This is a genomic window from Microterricola gilva, assembly GCF_004217495.1.
GTDB lineage: Bacteria > Actinomycetota > Actinomycetes > Actinomycetales > Microbacteriaceae > Microterricola > Microterricola gilva.
Window position 1 is genome coordinate 2,680,817 of sequence record NZ_SHLC01000001.1, and the last position, 25,191, is coordinate 2,706,007.

Sequence of the window (25,191 nt, forward strand, 5' to 3'; positions counted from 1 at the left end):
TTCGCCTTGCTGCCGGAGGGCGCCCACTCCTATAGGCTAAACTCGTAGCGAATTTCGCACGCGTTCCCCAGATCACCCGCTGCAACTGCTGGTGAGGGAGCGCAACTTTTTTGGAGGTCTTGTGAAGGCGCGTATCGCGGCATCCGTACTCTTGGCTGCTGGCCTTCTGGTCGGCACCGCCGGTTGCAATTTGGTGGCCCCGCAGGCCACGACGAAGCACTATGACGCCAGCGACGGCGTGAGCGCCAACCTCGGCGGCGTCGACGTGCGCAACGCCGTCGTCATCAGCGACGACGGCGAGCTCGGCAACCTGGTCGTCACCCTCGTGAACACGACGGCAGAGACCGCACGCGTCACCGTCCAGTACGAGTCCGCCGGTGCGGATGCAACAGAGACCGTCACGCTCAAGGCCAACTCCAGCACGCAGTTCGGCCAGCCGGACGGCGAGACGATCACTCTCGTCGACATCGGCACGCAGCCAGGCGCGCTCCTGCCCGTCTACTTCCAGTCCGGCGACACGGACGGCCGCGAGCTGCTCGTCCCCGTTCTGACGACCCAGCTGCCTGAGTACTCCACTCTCGCGCCGGAGAAGCCGCGCGACTAACGCGCGACCAAAAGCAACACATACAGAAGAGGCGCACCCGCGGGTGCGCCTCTTCTGTTTGTGTTGTACCCGGCCGGCCGATGCCGCGGCTCAGGCCTCGAAGCGGTAGCCGAGACCGCGCACGGTCAGCAGCATCGCCGGCTCAGACGGCACGGGCTCGATGCGCGAACGGATCCGCTTGATGTGCACGTCGAGGGTCTTGGTGTCGCCGAAGTAGTCGGTTCCCCACACCCGGTCGATCAGCTGGCCACGGGTGAGCACGCGGCCGGCGTTGCGCATCAGGAGCTCGAGCAGCTCGAATTCCTTCAGCGGCATGGGAATGAGATCGCCGTTCACGCTCACCGTGTGGCGCTCGATGTCCATGCGCACCGCGCCGGCCTCGATCACGCTGTCGTCCTCGGCATCCGTGTCGACGTGACGGCGCAGCACGGCGCGCACGCGGGCCAGCAGCTCGCGGGTCGAGTACGGCTTCGTCATGTAGTCGTCGGCGCCGAGCTCGAGCCCCACGACAATGTCGACCTCGGAGTCCTTGGCCGTGAGCATGATGATCGGAACGCTTGAACGCTGGCGGATCTCGCGGCAGACCTCCGTGCCCGGGATTCCGGGCAGCATCAGGTCGAGCAGCAGCAGATCGGCACCCGTGCGGTCGAACTCGCGGAGTGCGCTCGGCCCGTCGGCGGCCACGGTCACCTCGTAGCCTTCCCGCTCGAGCAGGAAGCTCAGGGGCTCGCTGAGTGCAGGCTCGTCTTCGATCAACAGGATTCGTGTCACGCGGGGTCTCCCAGGGTTTCGGATTCTTGGTCTGCCTTCAACTCGGGAAGGCGGATGGTGAAGGACGAGCCGAGGCCTGGCTGCGACCAGACGCGGATGTCGCCGCCGTGGTTCTGCACGGCGTGCTTGACGATGCTGAGGCCGAGCCCTGTGCCGCCCGTGTTGCGGGCGCGGGCCTGGTCGACGCGGAAGAAGCGCTCGAAGACGCGGTCCTGGTCTTCCTCCGGAATGCCGACGCCCTGATCGGTGACGACGATCTCGACGACGCCGTCGGCGTGCTTGACGCCGACGCCGACGCGGGAGCCGGGAGGAGAGTAGTTGACGGCGTTGGCGACGAGGTTGTTGACGGCCATCACGAGCAGCGACTCGTCGCCGTACACCCGGGCGCCGGACTTCTTGCCGAGCGCAATCTCGATGCCGTTGCCCTCCGCGATCACGCGGTTCTGGTCGATGGCCGTTGCGACGATGGCGTCGATGTCGACCGGCGTGGCCTCGGCCACGGCATCCTGGGCCTGCAGCCGGGACAGCTCGATGATTTCCTGCGTCAGCCGTGCCAGACGCGTCGACTCGCTGGTGAGCCTGTTGGCGAAGCGGCGCACCTGTGCCGGCTCATCGGCTGCGGCATCCAGGGCCTCGGCGAGCAGGCCGACGGAGGCGATCGGTGTCTTGAGCTCGTGGCTGACGTTGGCAACGAAGTCACGGCGCACATCGTCGAGGCGGTGCGATTCGGTGCGGTCATCGGCCAGGAGCAGCACGAAGCGCGTGCCGAGCCTGGCCACGCGCACGCTCAGGTACATGCTCGCGTCACCGAACGGCCCGCGCTTGAGCACGAGCTCGCGGCTGATCGGTTCGCCGTCCCGCCGCACCTCGTCGACCAGCTCCAGCAGCTCCGGGTGCACGAGCGCGCCGTTCCACACGAGCCCCATGGCCAGTGCGCCCGGCGACACCTTCATCACGTTGTGCGATGGGTCGAGCACGACACCGGCGGATTCGAGCGCTTCGAGCACCTGATCGATGCCGTCGGGAATGCGCGGGCTGACGACGCCTGCCGCGGAAGCGCCTCGGCGTTCGGCGAGGTGAAGCATCGTGACAAAGCCCGCGCCCACTGCGAGGCCGAGTGCCAGAGCGAGCAGCACCAACCAGGTGGAGTCCATGCCCACTAGAGTAGTGAACCCAATGGGGCGTACCGCTCCGTTAGGCAGCAGATGGCCCCTCCTTTGCCGAGTGTTCAGCCTTACGGCACCGTTTGTTAACCTGGCGGAGTCATCATCAAGCCGGGGGCCACTCGGGTCTCGGATGCCGGGCGCTCCCATTCGGCAGGAAGGACAGATTAGCCGTGCGTGAAGTATTTCAGCAGGAGCTCCGCGAGGTGCAGGATCGACTCGTCGAGCTCAGCGGCCTCGTCGCCGTCTCCATCGACAAGGCGACGAGGGCGTTCAACGAGTCGGACGTCACCCTGGCCGAGGAGGTGATCGCCGACGACGACAAGATCGACGGACTCACCGTCGCCCTCGATGAGCTCGCCATCATGATCCTGGCCAGGCAGCAGCCCGTCGCCCGCGATCTCCGCATCGTGGTGAGCGCACTGCGCATCAGCGCGTCGCTCGAGCGCATGGGCGACATGTCGACCCACATCGCCCAGCTCGCCCGCTACCGTTTCCCCGACAAGGTCGTGCCGAAGTCGCTCCGCGGAACGTTCGCGGAGATGGGCCGTCTCGACGTCGAGATCGCGCAGAAGCTCACCGAGCTGCTGCGCTCGCAGGACGTGAAGATGGCGGAGACGATCCGCAACGACGACGACGAGATCGACGCGCTGCACCTCCGAGTCTTCGACAAGGTGCTCGGCGAGACCTGGAAGGGCGAGGCAGCCGACACCGTCGACGCCACGCTGGCCAGCCGCTACCACGAGCGTTTCGCCGACCACGCCGTGTCCATCGCCAAGAAGGTGCTCTACCTGGCGACGGGCGACTGGGACCCGGACGCCCCGAGCGTCTGAGCCCACAGGGTCAGCGCTTAACAACGGAGACTCCGGATGCCGCGGCGTCCGGAGTCTTGGTCGTTAAGGCGAGGGTTACTTCTTGCCCTGCGCCGCCACCGCGGCCGCACCGGCTGCCGCGGCCTCCGGGTCGAGGTACTCGCCCGGTCCGAGCGGCATGAGGTCTTCGCCGAGCTTGTAGACCAGCGGGATGCCGGTGGGGATGTTCAGCTCGGCGATGTCGTCGTCGCTGATGCCGTCGAGGTGCTTGACCAGGGCGCGCAGCGAGTTGCCGTGGGCCGTGACGAGAACCGTCTTGCCCGTGCGGAGGTCGGCGGAGATGTCGTTCTCCCAGTAGGGCAGCATGCGCACGATGACGTCCTTGAGGCACTCCGTGCGGGGCAGCTCGTCGTCGGCGAGGTTCGCGTAGCGGGGGTCGCCGACCTGCGAGTACTCGGCGTCGTCGGCCAGCACGGGCGGCGGGACGTCGAAGGAGCGACGCCACAGCTGGAACTGCTCCGGGCCGTACTTCTCGAGCGTCTCGGCCTTGTCGAGGCCCTGCAGCGCGCCGTAGTGGCGCTCGTTGAGGCGCCAGCTGCGCTTGACGTCGATCCAGGAGCGGTCGGCCTTGTCGAGGGCGATGTTCGCGGTCTGGATGGCGCGGGTGAGCACCGAGGTGTGCAGGATGTCGGGCAGCAGGCCTGCCTCAGCGAGGAGCTCGCCGGCGCGGGCCGCTTCGGCCTCGCCCTGCTCGCTCAGACGGACGTCGACCCAACCGGTGAAGAGGTTGGCCTGGTTCCAGGTGCTGTTGCCGTGGCGCAGCAGGATGAGTGTGTAAGGCGCAGTCATGCGATCCATTCTACGGATGACGCGCAAACCGCAGGACGAGCGTTACGCCGCGCTCCCCCAGTTCCAATGAGAGCGGTCAAATGGCCGCTTTCTAGCTCCGGAAGCGGCCATTTGGCCGCTCTCAACGGACTGACGGGGCGGGTGGCAGAATTGGGGGATGCCAGTCGGAACGATCACACGCGGCACGACGAACACGAATCGTCTGCGCCGCATCGACCGCTGGACCCAGACGCTGCCCGTGCTGCGCACGAGCACGGACCCGCTCGTCGTCGACCTCGGCTACGGCGCGAGTGCCGTGACCAGCCTCGAGCTGCACCAGCGCCTGGCCAAGACCCGCGCGGATGTCGAGGTGCTCGGGCTCGAGATCGACCCGGCACGGGTGCGTGGCGCGAGCGAACAGCTGGAAGCGGTGCGTGCCGGCCAGACGGGCTTTGCCCCTGACGCCGCTGTGCGCTTCGCGCTCGGCGGCTTCGAGGTGCCGCTGCCCGACGGTCGCCGTGCCGCCGTGATCCGTGCCCTCAATGTGCTGCGCCAGTACGACGAGGCCGATGTGCTGCCTGCCTGGCGCATGCTGGTGACCCGCCTGCAGCCGAACGGCGTGCTCATCGACGGCACGTGCGATGAGATCGGCCGGATCGCCGCCTGGGCTGCGGTCGGCGCCGACGGCCCGGAGACGTTCTCGATCGCGCTGCGCCTCGACGGACTCGACAAGCCGTCGATCCTGGCCGAGCGCTTGCCGAAGGCGCTGATCCACCGCAACGTCGACGGCGAGAAGGTGCACGAGCTACTCACGCTGCTCGACCGGCACTGGCAGTACAACGCGGCGCTGGCGGCCTACGGCCCCGTGCAACGCTGGCTGGCAACGGTCGAGGGCCTCCGCGCGGAGGGGTGGCCCGTGCGGGGCGGCCGCACCCGCTGGCGGCTCGGCGAACTCACCGTCCCGTGGGGCTCGGTCGAACCCAACGGTTTCAGTTGGCTCTAGCAGGAGGGCCCGGTGGGCCTGCGGGGTGTCGAGTTATGGCGTCGATGTTTGGGCCCCACCCGCAGAAAAGCGCAGCAAGGTCTGCGAATCCGGGGCCCGAACAGCGGCGCCATTGTTTGAGCTGAGGAGCAGGCCCACCGGGTCCGACTCCATGTGAAAACTGGGCCAGCATCGGTCGCGGTTCCTGAGGCTGCCTTGGGTGGGCTGCCGCCTTTCGCGACGCTGCGCATCGCGCTAGTGCGTACGCGCGCCGAGGCGCGGCAGGCGTGGGATGTTCGCTTCCGCCCCGGCATCCGTCGGCACGATCGCCTCCTGGGCCGCAGCGACCTTCTCGCCGTGCGCGTGCACCTCGAGCTGAATGCTCACCGGCACCGCGCGCTTGACCACGGCGAGCGCGATCGGCCCGAGCTCGTGGTGGATCGCGGCGCTCGTGATCTGGCCGACGACCTTCCACTCGGCCTCGGTCTCCGGCCGCACCTTCTCGGCCAGCACCTCGTCGCCGTGCACGGGCAGGATGGTGTCTGAACCGTCCAGGTGCAGCATCACCAGCCGGCGCGGCGGATGGCCGAGGTTGTGCACCTTGGCCACCGTCTCCTGCCCGCGGTAGCAGCCCTTGTTCAGGTGCACCGCGCTGCGCAGCCAGTCCAGCTCGTGCGGGATCGTCTTCTCGTCGCCCTCCAGGGCCAGGCGCGGGCGCCATGCGGCGATGCGCAGCGCCTCCAGTGCGAGCGTTCCGGCCACGGCAAGCTCCCCGGAGCGCACCCGCTCGGCCAGCCCGGCGAGTTCGGTCCGCGGCACGAGCACCTCGTGCCAGTGCCACGCGGATGCCGGGTGCCCATCGGCCGCCGCGTATTGCCAGCCACCGGCGACGACCGCGCTCCACGGATCCGTCCAGACGAGGGGAATCGTGTTGGGCGCTGCGACGGGCAGCTTGAGGGCGTCGAGGGCGGCGGCATCCGGCGCCATCGTTCCCACCGTCGCGTAGTTCTCGGACTCGTCGGCGATCTCGACGCGCAGCATGAACTTCATCCGCTCGAGCCACGCCTTCAGCCCGGGCAGCTCCTGTGCCTCAAGCAGCAGCCACGTGGTGACGCCGTCATCGAAGACGCGCACGTCGTACTCGACGCGGCCGGTGGCGTCGAGCACGAGCGTCTCGCTCGATTCCCCGGGCGCAAGCCGGTCGAGGGCCTGCGAGGTCATGCTGTTCAGCCAGCTGCGCCGGTCCGGGCCGGTCACGCTCAGCACGCCGCGGTGCGAGAGATCGACGATCGCCTGGCCGCCGGCGAGCTTGCGCTGCTCGATCATCGGGTTGCCGTAGTGGGCGGCGACCCCCGCATCGAGGCCATCGGCTGGCACGGCCGCCGGCAACCCGAGGAACGGGGAAGCGGGGAGTGTGTCGGCTGTGTCGGTCATGATGCTCGATTCGTTTGAATGTCCACAAGCTCAATCAGCTGAGCTGTTTCGCCTGGCTCAACCACCGGGGCTCAAGCGCTATTCCGTCGCGTTGTCAGTCGACCTTGGCGAGGCGCCCCGATGCATGGGTGCGCAGCGGCTGGCCGAGGGCAGCGATGTCCCACGCCCAGAGCAGGTGGTTGTCGACGAGGCCATAGATCCTCGTCGCCGCCGAGTAGTGCTTCGCGGTCTGGGTGCGCATGACGGCATCCGTCACCAGGTCGATGCGCGGGCCCTTGACCTGGCCGAGGTAGAGCTCGCTCACACCGTCAGGGTGCACGATCGCGACCTCGAGGTCGAAGCCGCCGTCCGCGTTGCGCAGGCTCTCCACCGCTTCGGCGTCGTTGTAGCGCGCTGCTCCGAATCCCGGGAGCATGCCTGGACCGGTGTCGGCCTCGCCGAGCGGCCGGCCGAGACGCCAGTACCCGGTCTCCGTCACGAGCGGGGTCGGTTCTCCGCCCTCTTCCGTCGGGTACAGCCAGCTGTACGAGCTGTAGCTCAAGTACGGCAGGCCGTCGTGGCTGAAGCTGACCCGCTGCCCGAACTCGCGGGTGACGGTCGTCACCTCGGCCGCCTCACCCGAACCGGCGGGCGGATCGATGGCGTAGTCGAGAACGCCGGATCCCTCCCAGACGCCGAGCAGCCAGGAGAGGGGGACGAGTTCGGCGGGAAGGCCGAGCGGGATCTCGATCATGCGGAGTTACCGCTGGCCCCGCCACAGCTTGTAGACGACGACGCCCGAGATCCAGACGATGGCCAGGCTGGCCAGAGCGAGCAGGCCGATGAAGGTGAGTTCGAGAGCAAGGTCTGACATGCCTCGATTCTACCCATGCCACCGGCCCCCGCCGCAGCAGCGCAGTCCGGACGAGCCGGCCTATCGGTGCAGCAGCTGCACGCCGTTGGCGGATGCCGCGATCGCGAAGATGATGGTGGCGATCGCCAGGATCACGGCACTGCCGACGAGGCTGGCCGTCACCCGGCTCACGAATCCCTCTTTGCGTCGCGTCGCCAGCTGCACCGCGAGCGCGGCGATCGTGCTCACGGCGAGTGTGAGGCTGACACCGCCGAGGGCAAGCTCCGGAGCGGCGATGATGGCCGTCAGAACGGCGCCGAGCAGCGCGATGAACCAGATCGGCAGGATGCTCTGCCACGCACGACGTACGCCGTTTCGCCCCTCCCACGCCGGATCGGTGGGGGTGTCATGCTGAAGCGCCTCGGCCATGCTCCTATTGTGCCCCGTGCAGACACGCCCCGCGAGCAGGATATGCTGAGCGCCACGATAAAGCTGGAGGATGCGCGTGGCGCAGTTGTTGATCCTGACGTCGGCAGTGAACAATGATGTACTACCCGCGCTCGCCCTGCTCTCACACCGGGTGCGCTCGCTGCCGCCGCAGTTGGACCAGCTCCTTGCAGCGCCCGAAGCCGATCTGATCCTGGTCGATGCTCGCGTCAATCTCGTGCAGGCGAAGAGCCTCTGCTCGATGCTGCGCACCACTGGCCTCGCCATTCCGATCATCCTCGTCCTCACCGAGGGCGGGCTCACCGCGGTCAGCCCGGAGTGGGGCGTCGACGATGTCGTGCTCGACACCGCCGGCCCGGCAGAGATCGATGCACGCATCCGTCTGGCCTCTGTCCGCGCCGTCCCGGTCGTCTCGTCGACGATCAAGACCTCCGGCGTCGTCATCGACGAGGCCAGCTACTCCGCCAAGGTCCGCGGCAAACCGCTCGACCTCACCTACAAGGAATTCGAGCTGCTGCGCTTCCTGGCCGGCAACCCGAGCCGCGTCTTCACCCGCGAACAGCTGCTGAGCGAGGTGTGGGGCTACGACTACTTCGGCGGCACCCGCACCGTCGACGTGCACGTGCGGCGCCTGCGCGCAAAGCTCGGCGACCTCGAGTCGGTCATCGGCACGGTGCGCAACGTCGGCTATCGCTTCAATGTGAGCGAAGACGAGCAGAACACCGCCTGAGCCGCGCGACGAGCTGTTCATCCGCGCGCAACGCGCGGGTGCCATGATGGGTGACATGGATGTCGACAACTTGCTGGACACCGGCCTCGGTCGCGACTTTGACGACGACTTCGAGCCATTCGATACTGCTGGCGCCGCGGATCTGCCCGAGGAGCGCTTCCTCGACCGTGAGCTGAGCTGGCTGGCGTTCAACCAGCGCGTTCTCGAGCTCGCAGAGGACCCGACGGTCCCGGTGCTGGAACGCACCAACTTCCTCGCCATCTTCGCCAGCAACCTCGATGAGTTCTTCATGGTGCGCGTCGCAGGTCTGAAGCGCCGCATCCTCACCGGTCTGGCGCTCCCGACCAACGTCGGCCGCGCGCCGCAGGATGTGCTCGACGACATCTCGCGGCGCGCGCACGAGCTGCAGGAACGTCACGCCGCCGTCTACCAGGAGCTCGTCAGCCCGGCGCTGAGCGGGGCCGGCATCGACATCGTGCGCTGGGAGGCGCTGGATGCCGCGGAGCAGGAGCGTCTGCACGACTACTTCTCCCGCCAGATCTTCCCCGTCTTGATGCCGCTCGCCGTCGACCCGGCGCACCCGTTCCCCTATATCTCCGGCCTGTCACTCAACCTCTCCGTCCGTGTGCGCAACACCCGCACCGGCCGCCAGGAGTTCGCGCGCCTCAAGGTGCCGCAGATGCTGCCGCGCTTCCTCGAGATCAGCGCGCAGGAGCCAGGCCGTCAGCGCTTCATCACCCTCGAGGACCTGATCGCCAACCACCTCGGCGACCTGTTCCCCGGCATGGAGATCGTCGCCCACCACGTGTTCCGGGTCACCCGCAACGAGGACGTCGCCGTCGACGAGGACGAGACGGAGAACCTGATCCAGGCGTTGGAGAAGGAGCTGCTTCGCCGCCGCTTCGGCCCGCCGATCCGGCTCGAGGTGACCGACGACATGGATGACGTCACACTCGGCCTGCTCGTGCGCGAACTCGCCGTCACCGAGCAGGAGGTCTACCGGCTGCCGTCGCCGCTCGACCTCGGCGGGCTGTTCGACCTCGGACGCATCGACCGGCCCGATCTGCGCTACCCCAAGCACGTGCCGACGACGAGCATGCAGCTGCAGCCGATCGAGCCCAACTCCGCACCGGACGTCTTCGCCTCCATCTCGCGCGGCGACATCCTCGTGCACCACCCGTACGAGTCCTTCGCCACCAGCGTGCAGGCATTCATCGAGCAGGCGGCCGCCGACCCCGACGTGCTCGCCATCAAGCAGACGCTCTACCGCACCTCAGGCGACAGCCCCATCGTCGAGGCGCTCATCGACGCGGCCGAATCCGGCAAGCAGGTGCTCGCGCTCGTCGAGATCATGGCCCGCTTCGACGAGCAGGCGAACATCAGCTGGGCGCGCAAGCTCGAGAAGGCAGGCGTGCACGTGGTGTACGGCCTCGTCGGGCTGAAGACGCACTGCAAGCTGGCGCTCGTCATCCGCCAGGAGAAGGGCGAGCTCCGCCACTACAGCCACATCGGCACCGGAAACTACAACCCGAAGACGAGCCGGATCTACGAGGACCTCGGCCTGTTCACCGCCGACGACCAGGTGGGCAAGGACCTCACCAGGCTCTTCAACGAGCTGAGCGGCTACGCGATCGAGAAGAAGTTCAAGCGGCTTCTCGTCGCCCCGCTGCACCTGCGCAAGGGACTGCTCAAGCGCATCAGCGACGAGACGGCCAACGCGCTGGCCGGCCGGCCGTCCGGCATCCGCATCAAGGTCAACTCCATGGTCGACGAGGCAATCATCGATGCGCTGTACCAGGCGAGCAACGCCGGCGTGCCGATCGAGGTATGGGTGCGCGGCATCTGCAGCCTGAAGCCGGGCGTCGAGGGGATGAGCGAGAACATCAGGGTGCGCTCGATCCTCGGCCGCTACCTCGAGCACTCGCGCATCTTCAGCTTCGTGAACGACGGCGACCCGCAGGTCTACATCGGCAGTGCCGACATGATGCACCGCAACCTCGACCGCAGGGTCGAGGCCCTCGTGAGGCTGGTCGATCCCGATCACCTGGCCCAGATCGGCGCCCTCTTCGACCGCGCATTCGACCCGCGCACGAGTGCATGGTCGCTCGGCGCCGACGGCGAATGGACCAGGCACCACCTCGACGATGCCGGCCATCCGCTCGATGACATGCAAAATAGACTGATGCAACAAATCATGCAGAGGAAGCGGCCAGGGGGCCGCCGTTGACAACAGCAATCTATGCGGCCGGTGCCGTGTGCTGGCGCATCGTCGACGGCAAGATGATGGTGCTCGTCATTCACCGCACCGTCCACGGTGATGTCACCATCCCCAAGGGCAAGGTCGACCCAGGCGAATCGCTGCCGCAGACCGCGGTGCGCGAGATCCTCGAGGAGACCGGCCTTGCTGTCTCCCTCGGCGTGCCAGTCGGCATCGCGAACTACCCGCTCGGCAACGGCCGCGAGAAGATCGTGCACTACTGGGCGGCCGAGGTCAGCGAGGAGGCGATCCGCCGCTCGACCTTCGTGCCGAACGGCGAGGTGGCCGCGCTGGAGTGGGTCACCGTCAAGCGGGCCAGGACCTACCTCAGCTACCCGACCGACGTCGAGATCCTCGAGCACTTCGCGGCCCTCGTCGATGCCGGGGTCACGTCGACCTTCGCGATCATCGCCCTGCGCCACGGCAAGGCGACTGCCCCCTCTGCCTGGGACGGCCCGGACGCCACGCGCCCGTTGACGACCCGCGGCGTGCAGCAGGCAGCGAGCGTCGTTCCGACGATCGCGGCGTGGAGCCCGCGCCGCATCATCTCGAGCACGGCGACCCGCTGCGTCACCACGGTGACGCCGCTCGCGGTCGCCCTCGGTCAGGAGATCCGCCGCAGCGATCTCATCAGCCAGGACGCGTGGGAGGACGGCACGAGCGATGTGCGCGCCGTCGTCGGCAAACGCGTACGCGCCCGCAAGACGGCGGTGATCTGCAGCCATGGGCCCGTGCTGCCCGACATCCTGCGCGAGATCGCACTGGCAACGGGCACGACGCAGGGTTCCTACCTCTCGGATGCCGCGGCGCTCGAGACCGGCGCGTTCTCCATCGTGCACCTCTCGCTCACGAATCCGAGCTCAGGCATCATCGCGATCGAGACGCACTCCCCCCGCGTCTAGCGCGCCGGCACCCCGGCACCCCGGCAGCTCAGCATTTCCCAGGCACGCGGCAATCGAGTCGCCAAAGATTGCGCCAAAACTCGCGCGTTGGAACATTCTGTGGCGAGTCGATTGTGCGCACGGTGAGAGAAGCCGCACCAGCATCGCTTGCGGATTCTGAGGTTGCCTTGGTTGGGGCTGCCAACCGTGCAAGCACCGCATGCGGTCCTGAGGCTGCCTTGGTTGGGGCTGCTTCAACCGTGCAAGCACCGCATGCGGGTACCGAGATTGCCTGATTGAGGGCTGCCGCCTTTCGCGACGCTGCGCGTCGCGCTGCGAATCGGCTGGGAAGCGATATCAGAGAGTGCAAATGTCGACATCCGTTTACCTTGCGTTAACCGCACCGGGGGAGGCTCGTTAACCGAGGAGCTTAGCTTCGTCATCGGGCCAGCACCGGCCTGTGTCAAGCATTCAAGCCCCTGAAAGGGATACTCGTGAACATCAAGCGATTCGGCCGCCCCGCGGTCGTTGCAGTTGCAGCAGCCATTGCATTGACCTCGTGTGCCGCGAATGAGGGCGCCACCAGCCCCGCCGCCGAGCCGAGCGAAGAGACGTCGACCCTCTCGGGCACCCTCAACGCAGCAGGCGCATCGTCGCAGGGCGCCGCTCAGGAAGCCTGGGTCGCCTCGTTCCAGACGGCCAACCCGGACGTCACGATCAACTACGACCCCTCGGGCTCCGGTGCCGGTCGCGAGACCTTCATCGCCGGTGGCGCCGCATTCGCCGGCTCCGACTCGTACCTCAAGGACGAGGAGCTCGCCGGCGAGTTCGCCATGTGCGTTCCCGGCACCAGCGCCGTGGACCTTCCCGTCTACATCTCCCCCATCGCCGTGATCTTCAACGTCGAAGGTGTCGACGAGCTGAACCTCGACGCCGACACGCTCGCCAAGATCTTCAAGGGCGACATCACGGTCTGGAACGACCCGGCCATCGCCGCGCTGAACGCCGACGCGAAGCTGCCGGCCACCAACATCACCGCCGTGCACCGCTCGGACGACTCCGGCACCACCAAGAACTTCGCCGACTACCTGAACCAGGTCGCTCCGAGCGTCTGGACCGAGAAGCCGGCCGACGCGTTCCCGTTCCAGACCGGCGAGGGCGCCCAGGGCACCTCCGGTGTCGTTGACGCCGTGACCAACGGTGTCGGCACCATCGGTTACGCCGACGCGTCGCGCGCCGGTGACCTCGGTGTCGCCAAGATCAAGGTCGGCGACGAGTTCGTCGCTTACACCGCAGAGGCCGCTGCCGCCGTCGTCGACGGTTCGCCGCTCGTCGAGGGCCGCGCCGATAACGACCTCGCGATCGCGCTCGACCGCAAGACCACCGACCCCACCCACTACCCGCTGGTTCTCGTGAGCTACGCGATCGTCTGCACCGAGTACGCCGATGCAGAGCAGGGTGAGCTCGTCAAGAACTACGTTGGCTTCATGGCCAGCGAAGAGGGCCAGACGGAGGCCGCGGCATCCGCCGGTGCCGCTCCGCTCTCCTCCGAGCTGCAGGCCAAGGTCGCCGAGGTCGTCGCGTCGATCAAGTAGGTAATTCAGGCCGCCCGGTCGATCCAGCGAAGAGCTGAATCGGCCGGGCACAGCCCTCGTTCCACCAGATTCACCAGCAGTACGAACACCGCCCGCTCCCACACACGAACCCGAGGGATCCAGCCAGCATGACGACAGCAGTCGCGCCGCCGATCAAGGCCAAACAACGCCCAGGCGACCGCATCTTCTCGACCGCGACCGTCGTGGCCGGCAGCCTGATCCTCGTCGTGCTGGCCGCCGTCGCCATCTTCCTCGTAGCCCAGTCGCTGCCGGCCTTCGCCGCCGAATCCACCGACTTCAAGGGCGATGCGGAGAACTTCTGGGCCTACGTCGCCCCGCTCGCCTTCGGCACCGTGTGGGCCGCATTCCTCGCCCTGCTGATGGCCGTTCCTCTCGCGATCGGCATCGCGCTCTTCATCTCGCACTACGCGCCGCGCAAGCTCGCCCAGAGCCTCGGCTACGTGATCGACCTGCTGGCCGCCGTCCCCTCCGTGGTCTTCGGCCTGTGGGGCATCAGCGTTCTCGCCCCGGCCGTGCAGCCGTTCTACTCCAGCCTGGTCGAGTGGTTCGGCTGGTTCCCGCTCTTCGCTGGGCCGGTCTCCGGCACCGGCCGCACCATCCTCACCGTCGCCGTCGTGCTCGCCGTGATGATCCTGCCGATCATCACCGCACTCTGCCGTGAGGTCTTCCTGCAGACCCCGCGCCTGCACGAAGAGGCGGCGCTCGCCCTCGGCGCCACCCGCTGGGAGATGATCAAGATGGCGGTGCTGCCATTCGGCCGCCCCGGCATCATCTCGGCGTCCATGCTCGGCCTCGGCCGCGCACTCGGCGAAACGATGGCCGTCGCCATGGTGCTCTCGCCGTTCTCGATCATCAGCTTCGCCCTGCTGCAGTCGCAGAACCCGTCGACGATCGCCGCCAACATCGCGCTCAACTTCCCCGAGGCGCACGGTGTCGGCGTGAACATCCTGATCGCGACCGGCCTGATCCTGTTCCTGATCACACTGGGCGTCAACATGGTGGCCCGCTTCATCATCAACCGCCGCAAGGCCTTCTCTGGAGCGAACTGATGAGCCTCACCTCGACTCGCCCGCCGTCGACGACGGCCATGCCGATCAGCAACTCACTGACCGCGGGCAAGCTCCCGCGCTCCGCGAGCCTGTGGCTGCTCCTCGGCAGCCTCGCGGTAAGCGCGGCAGTCTTCGGCGTGCTCTTCGTCGGAGGCATCACGGCCGACTACAACATCGCCGGCGCCGTGTTCTTCGGCGTGCTGCTCTTCTGCCTCACGATCTGGTCGGTCTCCCGGGCCGTCGAGGGCTCCCGCAAGGCCAAGGACCGCCTCGTCACCGCGCTCGTCTCGCTCGCTTTCACGATCGCGCTGCTCCCCCTCATCTCCGTCGCATTCACCACGATCACCAACGGCCTGCCGCGCTTCGACATCGAGTTCTTCACCAACTCGATGCGCAACGTCGTCGGTGAGGGCGGCGGCGCCCTGCACGCCCTCGTCGGCACCCTGCTCGTGACAGGGGCCGCAACGCTGATCTCGGTGCCGATCGGCCTGCTCACCGCCATCTACCTCGTCGAATACGGCCGGGGCAGCCTGGCCCGCGGCATCACCTTCTTCGTCGACGTGATGACCGGCATCCCCTCGATCGTGGCCGGCCTCTTCGCATACGCCCTGTTCGCCCTGCTCTTCAACGACCCGGGCATCCGCTTCGGATTTGGTGGCGCCGTCGCACTCAGCGTGCTGATGATCCCCGTCGTGGTGCGCTCCAGCGAGGAGATGCTTAAGCTCGTGCCGAACGAGCTGCGCGAGGCCGCCTTCGCCCTCGGTGTGCCGAAATGGCTCACCGTGCTCAAGGTCGTGCTGCCGACATCCATCGCCGGCATCATCACCGGTGTGATGATCTCGATCGCCCGCGTGATCGGTGAGACCGCCCCGCTGCTCATCATCGCCGGCTTCACCGCCAGCATGAACTACGACCTGTTCAGCGAGCGCATGATGACGCTGCCCGTCTACGTCTACACCCAGTACGCCAACCAGGGCGCAGACACCCAGGCCTACATCGACCGTGCATGGGCCGGAGCGCTGACGCTGATCCTCATCGTCGCGCTGCTGAACGTCGCCGCCCGCCTCATCGCCAAGATCTTCGCGCCCAAGATCGCGCGCTAACCTCCAACGACACCCGCTCACCAGCACCCAAGGAATCAATGTCCAAGCGCATCGAAGTCAACGACCTCAACGTCTACTACAGCAAGTTCCTCGCCGTCGAAGATGTGACGCTCACGATCGAACCACGCACCGTCACGGCCTTCATCGGTCCGTCCGGCTGCGGCAAGTCCACGTTCCTGCGCACCCTCAACCGCATGCACGAGGTCATCCCGGGCGCCCGCGTCGAGGGTGAGGTGCTGATCGACGGCAACAACCTCTACGGTCCCGGCGTCGACCCCGTGCTCGTGCGCCGCCAGGTCGGGATGGTGTTCCAGCGGCCGAACCCGTTCCCGACGATGTCGATCGGTGACAACGTACTGGCCGGTGTCAAGCTCAACAACACCCGCATGAGCAAGAGCGACGCCGATGCCCTGATCGAGAAGTCGCTGCGCGGCGCCAACCTCTGGAACGAGGTGAAGGACCGTCTGGACCTGCCCGGTTCCGGCCTCTCCGGCGGCCAGCAGCAGCGTCTCTGCATCGCCCGCGCGATCGCCGTCGAGCCCGACGTGCTGTTGATGGACGAGCCGTGCTCTGCCCTCGACCCGATCTCGACGCTCGCCATCGAGGACCTCATCGAGGAGCTCAAGAACGAGTACACGATCGTCATCGTGACCCACAACATGCAGCAGGCCTCGCGTGTCTCCGACCGCACCGCCTTCTTCAACATCGCAGGCACCGGCAAGCCGGGCAAGCTCATCGAGTACAACGACACGACGTCGATCTTCTCGAACCCGAGCGTACAGGCGACGGAGGACTACGTCTCCGGCCGCTTCGGGTAGCCGGGGCGACGAGTTGTGCGAGGAGCGGATGCCGGTGGCGTCCGCTCCTTTCGCGTTTGCGCCCGCCCGCTCCCCTGTCCGCCCCGCCCTGCCCGACCGATTGCCAATACAGGCAGAATGTGGACACCGACACTGAAAACAGCCCCAGACGGCCGTCGGCCGAGCGGATTGCCTGCATTCGCGACCTCCGGACCAATCCACCGCTGATTGTGCTCCGAACCCCTCCCGCACAACACCACAGTGCTCGGCGCTCGCGCCGAGCCGCTCATGAGGAGGAAACGACAATGCGCACATCCCCGAATCGTCTGATCGGCACGATCTTCGGTGCCGTCTACCTGCTTGTCGGTCTGCTCGGCTTCGCCGTGACCGGCGGCGTTGGCTTCGTCGCCACCGAGGGCGGGCTGCTGCTCGGCATCTTCGCCGTGAACCCGCTGCACAACATTGCGCACCTCCTGATCGGTGCCGCGCTGCTGATCGCGGGGCTCGCCACCGTGCCGGCGGCGAAGACGACGAACGTCGTCGTCGGCGCGGCGTATCTGCTGCTCGGCGTCGTCGGCTTCTTCATCGCAGGAACCGCCGCGAACATCCTCGCGCTCAACACGCCAGACCACTTCCTGCACCTGGCGAGCGCGATCGTGCTGCTCGGTGTCGGCCTCGCCGCCGACAGGGCGACGGCGCCGAGCCGAAGCGCTCTGGCCTAGCTCAGGGCGGGAAGCTCATGGGCCGGTTCATGATGCAGTTCACCCGCAGCTGGCCGGCTCTTGCCGCCCTCGGCGCCGCGCTGCTCTACGGGGCGGTCGGCGCCGGGGCGATTGGCGCTGCCGGCGCAGCTGCGCTTGCGATTCCGCTCGGCGTGCTCTGGCTCGCCGTGGCGGCGGGCCAGGCCGCGTTCGGTCTGCTCGCGCTGCGCACCGGGAGCATGCCGGCCCCGGCGTTCGCGCTCGCGCTGTTCCTGCTGCCGACGCTGCTCTGGGCCGCGCTGCTGCTCGCGGGGCTCGGCGCGGACGCGCCACACACGCATGCGGAGGCCGCCATCGGAGCGGCCGCCACGACCGCGCTGCGCGCTCCCGGCGCGGCGCCGCTGCCGTTCTTGCCACTGCTCATCGCGTCCGTGCTCGCGCTCGGTGCCGTCGCGCAGAGCGCGAGCACGCTGCGCCGGCTGCCCGGCAGCGGCCGCTCCGCCAACCACGTCGCGGCCAGCACAGCGCACGCCGACACTGCGGGCGGCCGGTTCACGCTCGGCCTCGTCGTCGGCTCGCTCGCCGTCTCCGCACTCGTCACGCCGGGCCTGGCGGCAACGGATGCCGGACGCCTCGCCGTCCCGCACGGGACGCACGCCATCGGCCAGGCGGTGACCGTCGCCGCCCCGCTCAGTCCCGCGGTGACAGCAGGTACTCGGTGAACAGCCTGGTCAGGGGCGCGTCGACGGGAAGCTGACGCCCGTCGAGCTCGGTGACCGCCACGGCCAGCCGCACGCTGGACACCAGCCAGACGGCATCCGCACCGCGCAGCTCCTCGACGCTGATGTCGCGGTAGCTCACGCTGTGGCCGTGCCGTTCGAGGTACTCGAACAGGCTCGTCTGGGTCGTGCCGTGCAGGATGGCCCCGCTCGGGGCCGGCGTCGAGAACACACCGTTGTGGCGAAGGATCACCGAGGAGGTCGGGCCCTCCATCACGTAGCCGTCGCTCGTCACGAAGATCGTGTCGTCGGCGCCGCGCCGGTGCGCCTCGCGCAGGGCGGCCATGTTCACGGCGTAGCTGAGGGTCTTGGCACCGAGCAGCAGCCACGGCGCCCTCTCGGCGACGCCGCGGTCGTAGCCGCGGTCGAGGGTGATCACGCGCACACCGCTCTCGCGCACCGCGCTGAAGTCGGTGGCGGCGCTCGCGTGCAGCCAGGCTGTCGGGCTTGGTCCGTTCTCGACGCCGCGGCTGAGCACGAGCTTGATCGCCAGCTCGCCCTGCTGCGGGATCTGGGCGACGGCGGCCGAGATCGCGGCGGACCACTGCGCCAGATTCGGCAGCGGCAGCTCACAGATCTGGGCGGAGCGGGCGAGCCTGGCCAGGTGCGGCTGCACCTCCTGGGCGTGTCCGTCGACGACGGCGAGCGTCTCGAAGACGCCGTCCCCGCGCTGCGTGCTGAGCTCGCTCACCCGGAGCGCGGGCTCGGAGGAGTCGACCTCTGTGAAGGTCTCGGCGAACCACGAGCCGTCGTCTGGGGCGTCGGCGGCCAGTGGGGTGATCAGGAGTGTGTACGGCAGCGGCATGTCTCGATGCTACGCCCGCAGAGGCACTCAGCTGGCGATCGCGACGATCGGGTCGCTCGTCGGGGCGTCAGATCCGCCGCTGGGCTCGACGGTCACGCCGACGGTGTCGCCAGCGCTCATCTCGCCCTCGAGCACGTGCCAGGTCGTGCCCTTGCTGCTGGCGTCGAAGGTGCCGGCCGAGACCGGGCCCTCGTCCCCGATGTACCAGAGCTGGTAGGTCTGGTCCGCCGGCAGCGGGGCGAGTCCGTCGGCGAGCAGTGCAGAGCGGCCGAGCTCCCCCGACCAGACGAGCGTCGCGGTTCCTCCGCCTGCGACCTCGGCGACGGCCCGCTGCGAGTCGGGTGCCGCCGCGATGGCCGCAAGCTGCTCCGCCTGCGTCTGGGTTCCGGGCGGGGTGGAGTCGCTGAGCGTTCCGATCGCGAGACCGCCGAAGAACAGGGCGGATGCCGCGGCGACCGCGAGCAGCACGCCGACGGGTCGTCGCCAGCGGGCGGCCGCACGGCGCTCGGCGGGGCCAGCCTCCTCGCCGACAATCGGAGCGGGAGCGGCGGGAGCGGCGGGAGCCTCGGGAGCCTCGGGAGTCACGGGAGCGCCGGGGGCCTCGGACACGGGCGCCGGCGCGGGCAGCCGCAGGGTCGGTGAGGCGGCGGTCACGGCATCAGCAGTCGCAGTCGCACCCGCTGTGGCCTCGCCGACGGCGGGCAGCTGCGGGGTCAGCGCGATGCGCGCCATGATGTCGTCGCGCAGGGACGCCGGCGGTTGTACCGGGGTGGTCGCGAGGCCGAGCTGGGCTGCGGTCTCGCTGAACTCGTTGCCGCCGTCGCCGAGCGTCTGCTCGCCGGTCTCTGGCTGATCGGCGGCGTGCAGCGCCTCGGATGCCTCGCGGCTCAGCCGCTCGTCGCGCTCGCTCATGCGGTCACCCCCAGTTCGTCGCGGAGCCGGATCATGCCGTCGCGCAGGCGCGTCTTCACCGTGCCGAGCGGCACGCCGAGGTGGTGGGCGAGCTCGCTGTGCGAGAGGCCGCCGTAGTAGGCCAGGCTCACCGCCTCGCGCTGCAGCTCAGTCAATCGGGTCATTGCCCTCGCCACCCTTTCATGCTCGATCGTGATCTCAACGGTCTCGGCGACGTCGTCGTACTCCACGGTGATGTCTCTGCGGCCGATGCGCTGGTCGCGGTCCCGGCCGGCCTGTGAGGCCCTGATGCGGTCCACGGCCCTGCGGTGCGCCATGGTCATCATCCACGACATCGCCGCGCCGCGTGTCGCATCGAAGCGGGGCGCGGTCTGCCAGATCTCCAGGAACACCTCCTGGGTCACCTCCTCCGACTGCGCGTGGTCGACGAGCAGGCGGCGCACGAGTCCGAAGATGCGCGCGGATGTCAGATCGTAGAGTTCGCCGAAAGCGAGCTGATCGCCGGCTGCGACCCGCTCCAGCACTGCTGCGAGCTCGGCGTTGCCTGCCGAACTCTGCGCAACGGGATTCTCGCTCACGGCACCAAGCATGCCAGCAGTCCTCCCGTCCCGCGCAATCTGTTCAGCAGTCTGAGCGCCAGCTGTGTCCGCATGCACGGTGGTCGACTGCCGTGCTCGTCTGCACCGTTCGTCTGCACCGTGTCCGTCTGCCGTGTTTGTCTGCACCGTGTTCGTCTGCACTGGGTTCGGCGCGGCGCGAGGATCGGATTGCCAGACGGCGCGAAAAAGCCGGGCCGCAGAACGCCTCTCGGCGCGAGGCCGCTCGGAGCGGCTAATTTTGGAGCCCGGGGTTACTGCGGCCCGGCCAGAATCCATTGTAAACGACGCGGCTGGGCTCCGGCGCTCCCGCGAGATGTCACAGCTGGCCCCTTGACGTCACGCGATGGGGCCATCTGTGACAACTCGCGGCGGCTAGTCGAGCGAGTGGGTGCGCCAGAGGCGGGCGCAGGCCGTCAGCTCGCCGCCCATCTCGGCGAAGCGGAGCGCTCGGCGCGTCAGCTCGGCCGCGCGCTCCGGCTCCGCGGCATCCGCGTCGTCGGCCAGGCTCGTCGCCCCGGCCGACATCACACGGCAGAAGGCGGCCGCCCGGTCGAGGGCGACGGCGAAGTCACCGGTGTAGATGCCACGGAGGATGGCGTCGGCGAGCACGATGATCTCGTCCGGACCGGTCGGGTGGGCGGCGCCGGCCACGACCGGGTCGATGGTGCGTGCAACCTCGACGCCGCGCTGGAACAGGAAACTCGTGCCGGTCGGATCCTGCCGGATCAGCATCCGGAGCAGGTAGATGCGCCAGAGCGCGCCGGGCAGGCTGCGCGGCGTCGCCCGCGACCAGAGCTCGGCGACCGCGTCGATGCCATTCTCGTCTGTGTATGCGACGAGGCGCTCGACCACCTCGGGATCGGGGTCGGCGCGAACCCGCGAGAGCAGGGCGTTCGCCGTCTCGTGCGCGACGCGACTGATCGTCGCCGGATCCTCGCCGCCCTGGAACGCCTCGAAGATGCGGTTCGGAAACTTCGTCGGCTTGTGAATGTGCTCCGCCATGGCGTCTCCTCACGATTTCGCTGTCGGGGCCGCCCGGATGCGTGCGGCGCGCCACTCCAACGTTACGCGCGAAAACTCTGCGCGTTCAGCCTGTACATTGGTACGTGCCCCTATAGCTCAGTTGGTTAGAGCAACAGACTTTTAATCTGTGGGTCCAGGGTTCGAGTCCCTGTGGGGGCACTATTGCATGCGGATGCCGGTGAGCAGCCGCCCCAACTCGCGGCCGCCCGTCTGCGCCGCTACTGCTCGATCGTGACTACGGCCGGAACGACGGCATCCGGGTCGGTGGTCTTCCGATCCTGCGCCGGGAAGACGACCTTCTGGATGATGATCATCGCGGATGCCGCGATCGGGATGGCCACGAGGGCGCCGAGCACGCCGCCGATCGTTCCGCCGCCGACGGCCGCGATCACGACGATGGCGCCGGGAACGGCGACGGCCTTGTTCATGATGCGCGGGCTCAGCACATAGGCCTCGACCTGCATGTAGATCAGGTAGTAGATCGCCGCGACGAGCGCGGTCAGCGGCGAGGCGAAGAGGCAGATCAGCGAGATGATGATCGCACCGATCAGCGTTCCGACCATCGGGATCAGCGAGCCGATGAAGGCGATCAGCGCGAGGAGCGCCGGCAGCGGCGCCCCGATGATCGTCAAGAAGATGAGGCTGAGCACACCGTTGATGAGCGCCAGGCTGAACTGGCCGATCACGTAGCGGCCGACGGCACCTGCGACGTCGTCGGTGAGCTCCGAGAAACCGTCGCGCTGGTAGGCCGGCACGAAGCGGGCGGCGATCTTCTTCATCGCCGGGAGTGCGGCCATGAAGTACAGCGTGAGGATCATCACGATCGTGACGCCGGTCAGGCCACCGGCGATGCCGGCTCCGACCGCGACGATGCCGCCGCCGATGGAGGCGAGGTTGCTCGGATCCTGGAAGAACTGCAGCACGGACTGGGTGGCGTCCTTGAACTGGCTGCCGTACTGGGCGACGACGTCGTTGTACCAGTCGCTGTGCGTGAAGTCGTCGACCATCTGAGGGGCGTCCTCGATGAGCTTCGTCGCCTGCTCGACCAGGACCGGCACGATCGCCAGCACGATGCCGGCGAAGGCGAGCAGCACGCCGCCGACGACGATCGCGATGGCGCCTGGCCGCGGCAGCTTGCGCTCAAGCAGCGAGACGAGCGGGTCGAGGCCGAGCGAGAGGAAGAGCGCCAGGCCGATGTAGACGAGCACCGTGGAGAGCTGCCCGATGACGGCGCCGATGAGCAGCGCGAGCAGCACGCCGAGGGTGCCGACGAAGCCGATCGCGAACGGGTTGATTCGCGCGACGCCGCTCGGCTGTGCCGCGCTCGCCTCGCTTCGGCGTTCCGTGGTGGTTTCGCGTTTGCGCATCGTGGCCTCCCGGCTGGACGAGAGCGGCGCGACGCACCGCTTCACTGGTTGTCCTCTATGCCCCGCCGCGTGCTTCGCGGGGAACTCCGATTCTATGTCGCCTCGTTTCCCCCGGCCGGGAGCGGCGTACGGCGCGGCAATAGGCTGGAGCCATGACTGCCCTTCCCGCCGTGCGCGGCGCACACCTCGTCGGATCGATCAACCAGCCCACCGCGGCCGCGACCCTGCGCATCGTTGCCGAGAACCTCGGCGCCGACATCGCGCGCATCCCCGACGGTGAGGTCGGCGAGCGTTACCACTGGATCCTGTTCCAGGGCACGGCGTTCGACGCCGTCGACGGTCTCGTCCGCGTGCCGATCGACCCCATCGTGATCGGCGGATTCGACGTGCGCCCGCTCACCCTCGACGGCACGGTCGCCGCCGAGGCGCTGGAATTCGGCCCGCTCGGCTACGCGGATGCCGCCATCGCCAGTTTCGCCGAGTTCACCGCGCTGAAGGACGCGGGCGTGATCGCGCCGGACACCCGCTTCCAGGTGAGCCTGCCCAGCCCGCTGGCCGCGCTCTCCGTCTACGTGGTCGCGGCCGAACGGCCGCTCGTCTACCCGGCATACTCCGCGGCGATCGCCCGCGAGATCGCAGAGATCGCCGCGGCGATCCCCGCCGACGAGCTGGCGATCCAGATCGACCTGGCCACCGAGTTCACCTACATCGAGCAGGTCACGGTCGGCGGCACCAAGTCGATCGCGTGGTTCGCCGAGGCCGGGGCCGACGCCTCCACCGCCGAGACCATCGCCGCCGCAGGGGCGCTGGCCGCCACGATCGCCAATCTGGTGCCGGATGCCGTCGAACTCGGATTCCACCTCTGCTACGGCGACGTAGCCGAGAAGCACTTCGTCGAGCCGGCCGACACGGCGAACCTCGTCGCCCTCGCGAACGTGCTCGCGTCATCCGTGACCCGCCCCGTCAACTGGGTGCACCTGCCCGTGCCGATCGAGCGCGACGACACCGCGTACGTCGCACCGTTGGCCGAGCTGGCGCTGCGCCAGGAGACGACGCTGTTCCTCGGCCTCGTGCACCATGAGGACGGCGTCGAGGGCGCGAGCAGGCGCATCGCCGCCGTGCGCCCGGTGCTGGCAGCGGCGGGGTTCACCGAGTTCGGCATCGGCACCGAGTGCGGCTTCGGCCGCGGTCCGGCCGACCGCACCGCTCCCCTGCTGCGCCTGCACGCCGAGGTCATCGCCGCCGCGAACGCTTAGCTCGAGGCGAGGCCGCTCAGGCGAGCAGCGCGTGGATGCCGGAGGCGAGCGCGTAGATGCTGAGCCCCGCGAGCGCGCCGACGACCGTGCCGTTGATGCGGATGAACTGCAGGTCGCGGCCGACCATGAGCTCGATCTTCTCCGTGGTCTCGCGGGGGTCCCAGCGTTCGACGGTCTCGGTGATCACGGCCGCGATCTCGTGCCGGTAGTTACGCACGACGTAGGCCGCGACATCCGCCACCCAGCTGTTGACCTTCGCGGCGAGCCCGGGGTCGGCGAGCAGGCGCGCCCCGACCTCCACGACCGCGGACTCCAGGCCACGGCGCAGCTCGCTCTCCGGGTCGGCGAGCGATGCGGCCAGGCTCTCCTTGACGGAGGACCACGCCTCACCGGCGAACTCGCGCACCCGCGGGCTCTCCAGCAGCTCGAGCTTGATTCCCTCGACCCGCGCAATCATGGCCGGGTCGTGCTGCAGGCTGGAGGCGAGGTCGGCGAGGTAGTCGTCGATGGCGAGCCGCAGCGGGTGGCTCGGGTCCGAACGCACCGCGCGCACCAGAGCGAGTACCTCTCGGTACGCCTTGTCGTCGACCATGCGGTCGACGAAGCCGGGCACCCACCGCGGAAGCCGCTCGGAGACGGCCTGGGAGAAGGCGTCCGGATGCTGCCGCAACCAGTCCTCGGCCTTCACCAGCAGTGCTTCGACCGCCGGTCGCTGCTGCCCGGAGGCCACAAGCTGCGCCCCGACCCTCCCGATCGCCGGCGACCACTCCGGCTCGAACAGGTGCCGCGTCGCGAGCTTCTCGAGCAGATCCTTGATGTCGTCGTCGCTGAGCAGGGTGAGCATCCCCTGCGCCGCAACGGCCGCCTCCGCGCCGAGCCTGCGTGCGTTGGCCGGCTCGTTCAGCCAGGCGCCGAGCGTTCCGGCGACGTCGACTGTCGCCAACTTGCCGAGCACGACGTCATCGGAGAGGAAGTTCGTCTCGACGAACTCGCCGAGGGTCGCCCCGATCTCGTCCTTCCGGTTCGGGATGATCGCCGTGTGCGGGATCCGCAGGCCGAGCGGGTAGCGGAACAGCGCGGTCACGGCGAACCAGTCGGCGATCGCGCCGACCATCGCACCCTCAGCGGCCGCGCGCACGTAGCCGAGCCACGGGTACTGGTCCTGCAGGGCGAAGGAGACGGCGAACACGAGCGCGGCGAGCAGCAGCAGCCCGCCGGCCAGGCGCTTCATCCCGCGGAGCGCCCTGGCGCGCGCGGCATCCGCCGGTGAGAGCGGCTGGGTCGGTGCGAGCAGATCGTTGTGTGCCATGTCGATTCCTTCGGGCTCTCGCTCGACGCTAACGCAGTCGCGCCCGATCCTGCGCAGGGCGTGCCGGAGCGGAGCCCGCTGCGAGACGCGCGAGGGGCTTGCCGACGGCCGCCGAGAGGACGAGACTCTCTCGC

The 25,191-nt window shown here is 68.4% G+C and carries 25 protein-coding genes and 1 tRNA gene; 14 read left to right on the plus strand and 12 right to left on the minus strand.

The genetic code is table 11. The features are described from left to right. Positions 1-121 precede the first annotated feature (121 nt). Positions 122-604 (plus strand): hypothetical protein, encoded by a 483-nt coding sequence (locus tag EV379_RS12485; protein WP_130506419.1) that lies wholly within the window; start codon positions 122-124, stop codon positions 602-604. Positions 605-694: 90 nt separating this feature from the next. Here the strand turns inward: EV379_RS12485 and EV379_RS12490 are convergent, their stop codons facing one another. After that, positions 695-1,375, minus strand: coding sequence for a response regulator transcription factor (locus EV379_RS12490; RefSeq protein WP_130506420.1), 681 nt, complete (start codon positions 1,373-1,375; stop codon positions 695-697). Next, a complete protein-coding gene (locus EV379_RS12495; protein WP_130506421.1) occupies positions 1,372-2,529 on the minus strand; it encodes a sensor histidine kinase in 1,158 nt (385 codons plus the stop codon). Before EV379_RS12495 ends, EV379_RS12490 begins: the two co-directional genes overlap by 4 nt. Before the next feature lie 182 nt (positions 2,530-2,711). Here EV379_RS12495 and phoU point away from each other — a divergent pair, with 182 nt between their 5' ends. Further along, positions 2,712-3,371 carry a phosphate signaling complex protein PhoU gene (gene phoU, locus EV379_RS12500; protein ID WP_130506422.1) on the plus strand — a complete coding sequence of 220 codons (660 nt, stop codon included), beginning with the start codon at positions 2,712-2,714 and terminating at the stop codon, positions 3,369-3,371. A 75-nt stretch (positions 3,372-3,446) separates the two neighbouring features. Here phoU and EV379_RS12505 read toward each other — a convergent pair whose 3' ends face one another. Continuing rightward, a complete protein-coding gene (locus tag EV379_RS12505) occupies positions 3,447-4,199 on the minus strand; it encodes a phosphoglyceromutase (RefSeq protein WP_130506423.1) in 753 nt (250 codons plus the stop codon). A gap of 157 nt (positions 4,200-4,356) precedes the next feature. Between EV379_RS12505 and EV379_RS12510 the strand changes: the two genes are divergently transcribed. Next, positions 4,357-5,181, plus strand: coding sequence for a class I SAM-dependent methyltransferase (locus EV379_RS12510; protein ID WP_130506424.1), 825 nt, complete (start codon positions 4,357-4,359; stop codon positions 5,179-5,181). A gap of 234 nt (positions 5,182-5,415) precedes the next feature. Here EV379_RS12510 and ygfZ read toward each other — a convergent pair whose 3' ends face one another. The 3 genes from ygfZ to EV379_RS12525 form a co-directional block, all read right to left on the minus strand. Then, entirely contained in the window at positions 5,416-6,594 is a 1,179-nt protein-coding gene (gene ygfZ, locus EV379_RS12515) for a CAF17-like 4Fe-4S cluster assembly/insertion protein YgfZ (protein WP_130506425.1), read from the minus strand. 94 nt (positions 6,595-6,688) lie between these two features. Beyond that, positions 6,689-7,327 (minus strand): nitrobindin family protein, encoded by a 639-nt coding sequence (locus tag EV379_RS12520; protein ID WP_130506426.1) that lies wholly within the window; start codon positions 7,325-7,327, stop codon positions 6,689-6,691. A 180-nt stretch (positions 7,328-7,507) separates the two neighbouring features. Continuing rightward, on the minus strand, positions 7,508-7,855 hold the full coding sequence (locus EV379_RS12525) for a hypothetical protein (RefSeq protein WP_130506427.1): 348 nt from the start codon (positions 7,853-7,855) through the stop codon (positions 7,508-7,510). Between the two features lie 76 nt (positions 7,856-7,931). Here EV379_RS12525 and EV379_RS12530 point away from each other — a divergent pair, with 76 nt between their 5' ends. From EV379_RS12530 to EV379_RS12570, 9 genes are all read left to right on the plus strand, one after another. Beyond that, positions 7,932-8,603 (plus strand): winged helix-turn-helix transcriptional regulator, encoded by a 672-nt coding sequence (locus EV379_RS12530; protein ID WP_242616359.1) that lies wholly within the window; start codon positions 7,932-7,934, stop codon positions 8,601-8,603. Positions 8,604-8,658: 55 nt separating this feature from the next. Then, positions 8,659-10,830 carry an RNA degradosome polyphosphate kinase gene (locus tag EV379_RS12535; protein WP_423203248.1) on the plus strand — a complete coding sequence of 724 codons (2,172 nt, stop codon included), beginning with the start codon at positions 8,659-8,661 and terminating at the stop codon, positions 10,828-10,830. Continuing rightward, positions 10,827-11,762, plus strand: coding sequence for an NUDIX hydrolase (locus EV379_RS12540; protein ID WP_130506430.1), 936 nt, complete (start codon positions 10,827-10,829; stop codon positions 11,760-11,762). Before EV379_RS12535 ends, EV379_RS12540 begins: the two co-directional genes overlap by 4 nt. A 473-nt stretch (positions 11,763-12,235) precedes the next feature. Beyond that, positions 12,236-13,336: a phosphate ABC transporter substrate-binding protein PstS gene (pstS, locus tag EV379_RS12545; protein ID WP_130506431.1), complete on the plus strand. Its 1,101-nt coding sequence runs from the start codon at positions 12,236-12,238 to the stop codon at positions 13,334-13,336. Positions 13,337-13,464: 128 nt separating this feature from the next. Further along, positions 13,465-14,406 carry a phosphate ABC transporter permease subunit PstC gene (gene pstC / locus EV379_RS12550; RefSeq protein ID WP_130506432.1) on the plus strand — a complete coding sequence of 314 codons (942 nt, stop codon included), beginning with the start codon at positions 13,465-13,467 and terminating at the stop codon, positions 14,404-14,406. Next, a complete protein-coding gene (gene pstA / locus EV379_RS12555) occupies positions 14,406-15,509 on the plus strand; it encodes a phosphate ABC transporter permease PstA (protein WP_130506433.1) in 1,104 nt (367 codons plus the stop codon). Before pstC ends, pstA begins: the two co-directional genes overlap by 1 nt. Before the next feature lie 38 nt (positions 15,510-15,547). Then, the gene (pstB, locus tag EV379_RS12560; RefSeq protein WP_130506434.1) at positions 15,548-16,327 is read left to right on the plus strand and encodes a phosphate ABC transporter ATP-binding protein PstB; all 780 of its coding nucleotides are present in this window, start codon (positions 15,548-15,550) and stop codon (positions 16,325-16,327) included. A 284-nt stretch (positions 16,328-16,611) separates the two neighbouring features. After that, entirely contained in the window at positions 16,612-17,028 is a 417-nt protein-coding gene (locus EV379_RS12565) for a DUF4383 domain-containing protein (RefSeq protein ID WP_130506435.1), read from the plus strand. A 29-nt stretch (positions 17,029-17,057) separates the two neighbouring features. Continuing rightward, positions 17,058-17,729: a hypothetical protein gene (locus EV379_RS12570; protein ID WP_130506436.1), complete on the plus strand. Its 672-nt coding sequence runs from the start codon at positions 17,058-17,060 to the stop codon at positions 17,727-17,729. Here the strand turns inward: EV379_RS12570 and EV379_RS12575 are convergent. The 4 genes from EV379_RS12575 to EV379_RS12590 all read right to left on the minus strand — a co-directional run bounded on the left by EV379_RS12575 (position 17,698) and on the right by EV379_RS12590 (position 21,104). After that, positions 17,698-18,591 (minus strand): aminodeoxychorismate lyase, encoded by an 894-nt coding sequence (locus tag EV379_RS12575; protein ID WP_130506437.1) that lies wholly within the window; start codon positions 18,589-18,591, stop codon positions 17,698-17,700. The genes EV379_RS12570 and EV379_RS12575 overlap by 32 nt on opposite strands. Positions 18,592-18,618: 27 nt before the next feature. Then, positions 18,619-19,503, minus strand: a complete 885-nt coding sequence (locus EV379_RS12580; RefSeq protein WP_130506438.1) for an anti-sigma factor — start codon at positions 19,501-19,503, stop codon at positions 18,619-18,621. Next, a complete protein-coding gene (gene sigK, locus EV379_RS12585) occupies positions 19,500-20,093 on the minus strand; it encodes an ECF RNA polymerase sigma factor SigK (RefSeq protein WP_130506439.1) in 594 nt (197 codons plus the stop codon). The genes EV379_RS12580 and sigK overlap by 4 nt, the downstream gene beginning before the upstream one ends. A 381-nt stretch (positions 20,094-20,474) precedes the next feature. Beyond that, positions 20,475-21,104, minus strand: a complete 630-nt coding sequence (locus EV379_RS12590; protein WP_130506440.1) for a DNA-directed RNA polymerase subunit beta — start codon at positions 21,102-21,104, stop codon at positions 20,475-20,477. A 106-nt stretch (positions 21,105-21,210) separates the two neighbouring features. Between EV379_RS12590 and EV379_RS12595 the strand changes: the two genes are divergently transcribed. Further along, a tRNA-Lys gene (locus tag EV379_RS12595) sits at positions 21,211-21,284 on the plus strand. A gap of 59 nt (positions 21,285-21,343) precedes the next feature. On the opposite strand, the gene EV379_RS12600 is transcribed toward EV379_RS12595, so the two are convergent. Next, the gene (locus EV379_RS12600; RefSeq protein ID WP_130506441.1) at positions 21,344-22,492 is read right to left on the minus strand and encodes an AI-2E family transporter; all 1,149 of its coding nucleotides are present in this window, start codon (positions 22,490-22,492) and stop codon (positions 21,344-21,346) included. Between the two features lie 152 nt (positions 22,493-22,644). Between EV379_RS12600 and EV379_RS12605 the strand changes: the two genes are divergently transcribed. Next, positions 22,645-23,748 carry a hypothetical protein gene (locus EV379_RS12605; RefSeq protein ID WP_130506442.1) on the plus strand — a complete coding sequence of 368 codons (1,104 nt, stop codon included), beginning with the start codon at positions 22,645-22,647 and terminating at the stop codon, positions 23,746-23,748. Positions 23,749-23,764: 16 nt separating this feature from the next. Here the strand turns inward: EV379_RS12605 and EV379_RS12610 are convergent, their stop codons facing one another. After that, positions 23,765-25,057, minus strand: a complete 1,293-nt coding sequence (locus tag EV379_RS12610; protein ID WP_130506443.1) for a DUF445 domain-containing protein — start codon at positions 25,055-25,057, stop codon at positions 23,765-23,767. Between the last annotated feature and the right edge of the window lie 134 nt (positions 25,058-25,191).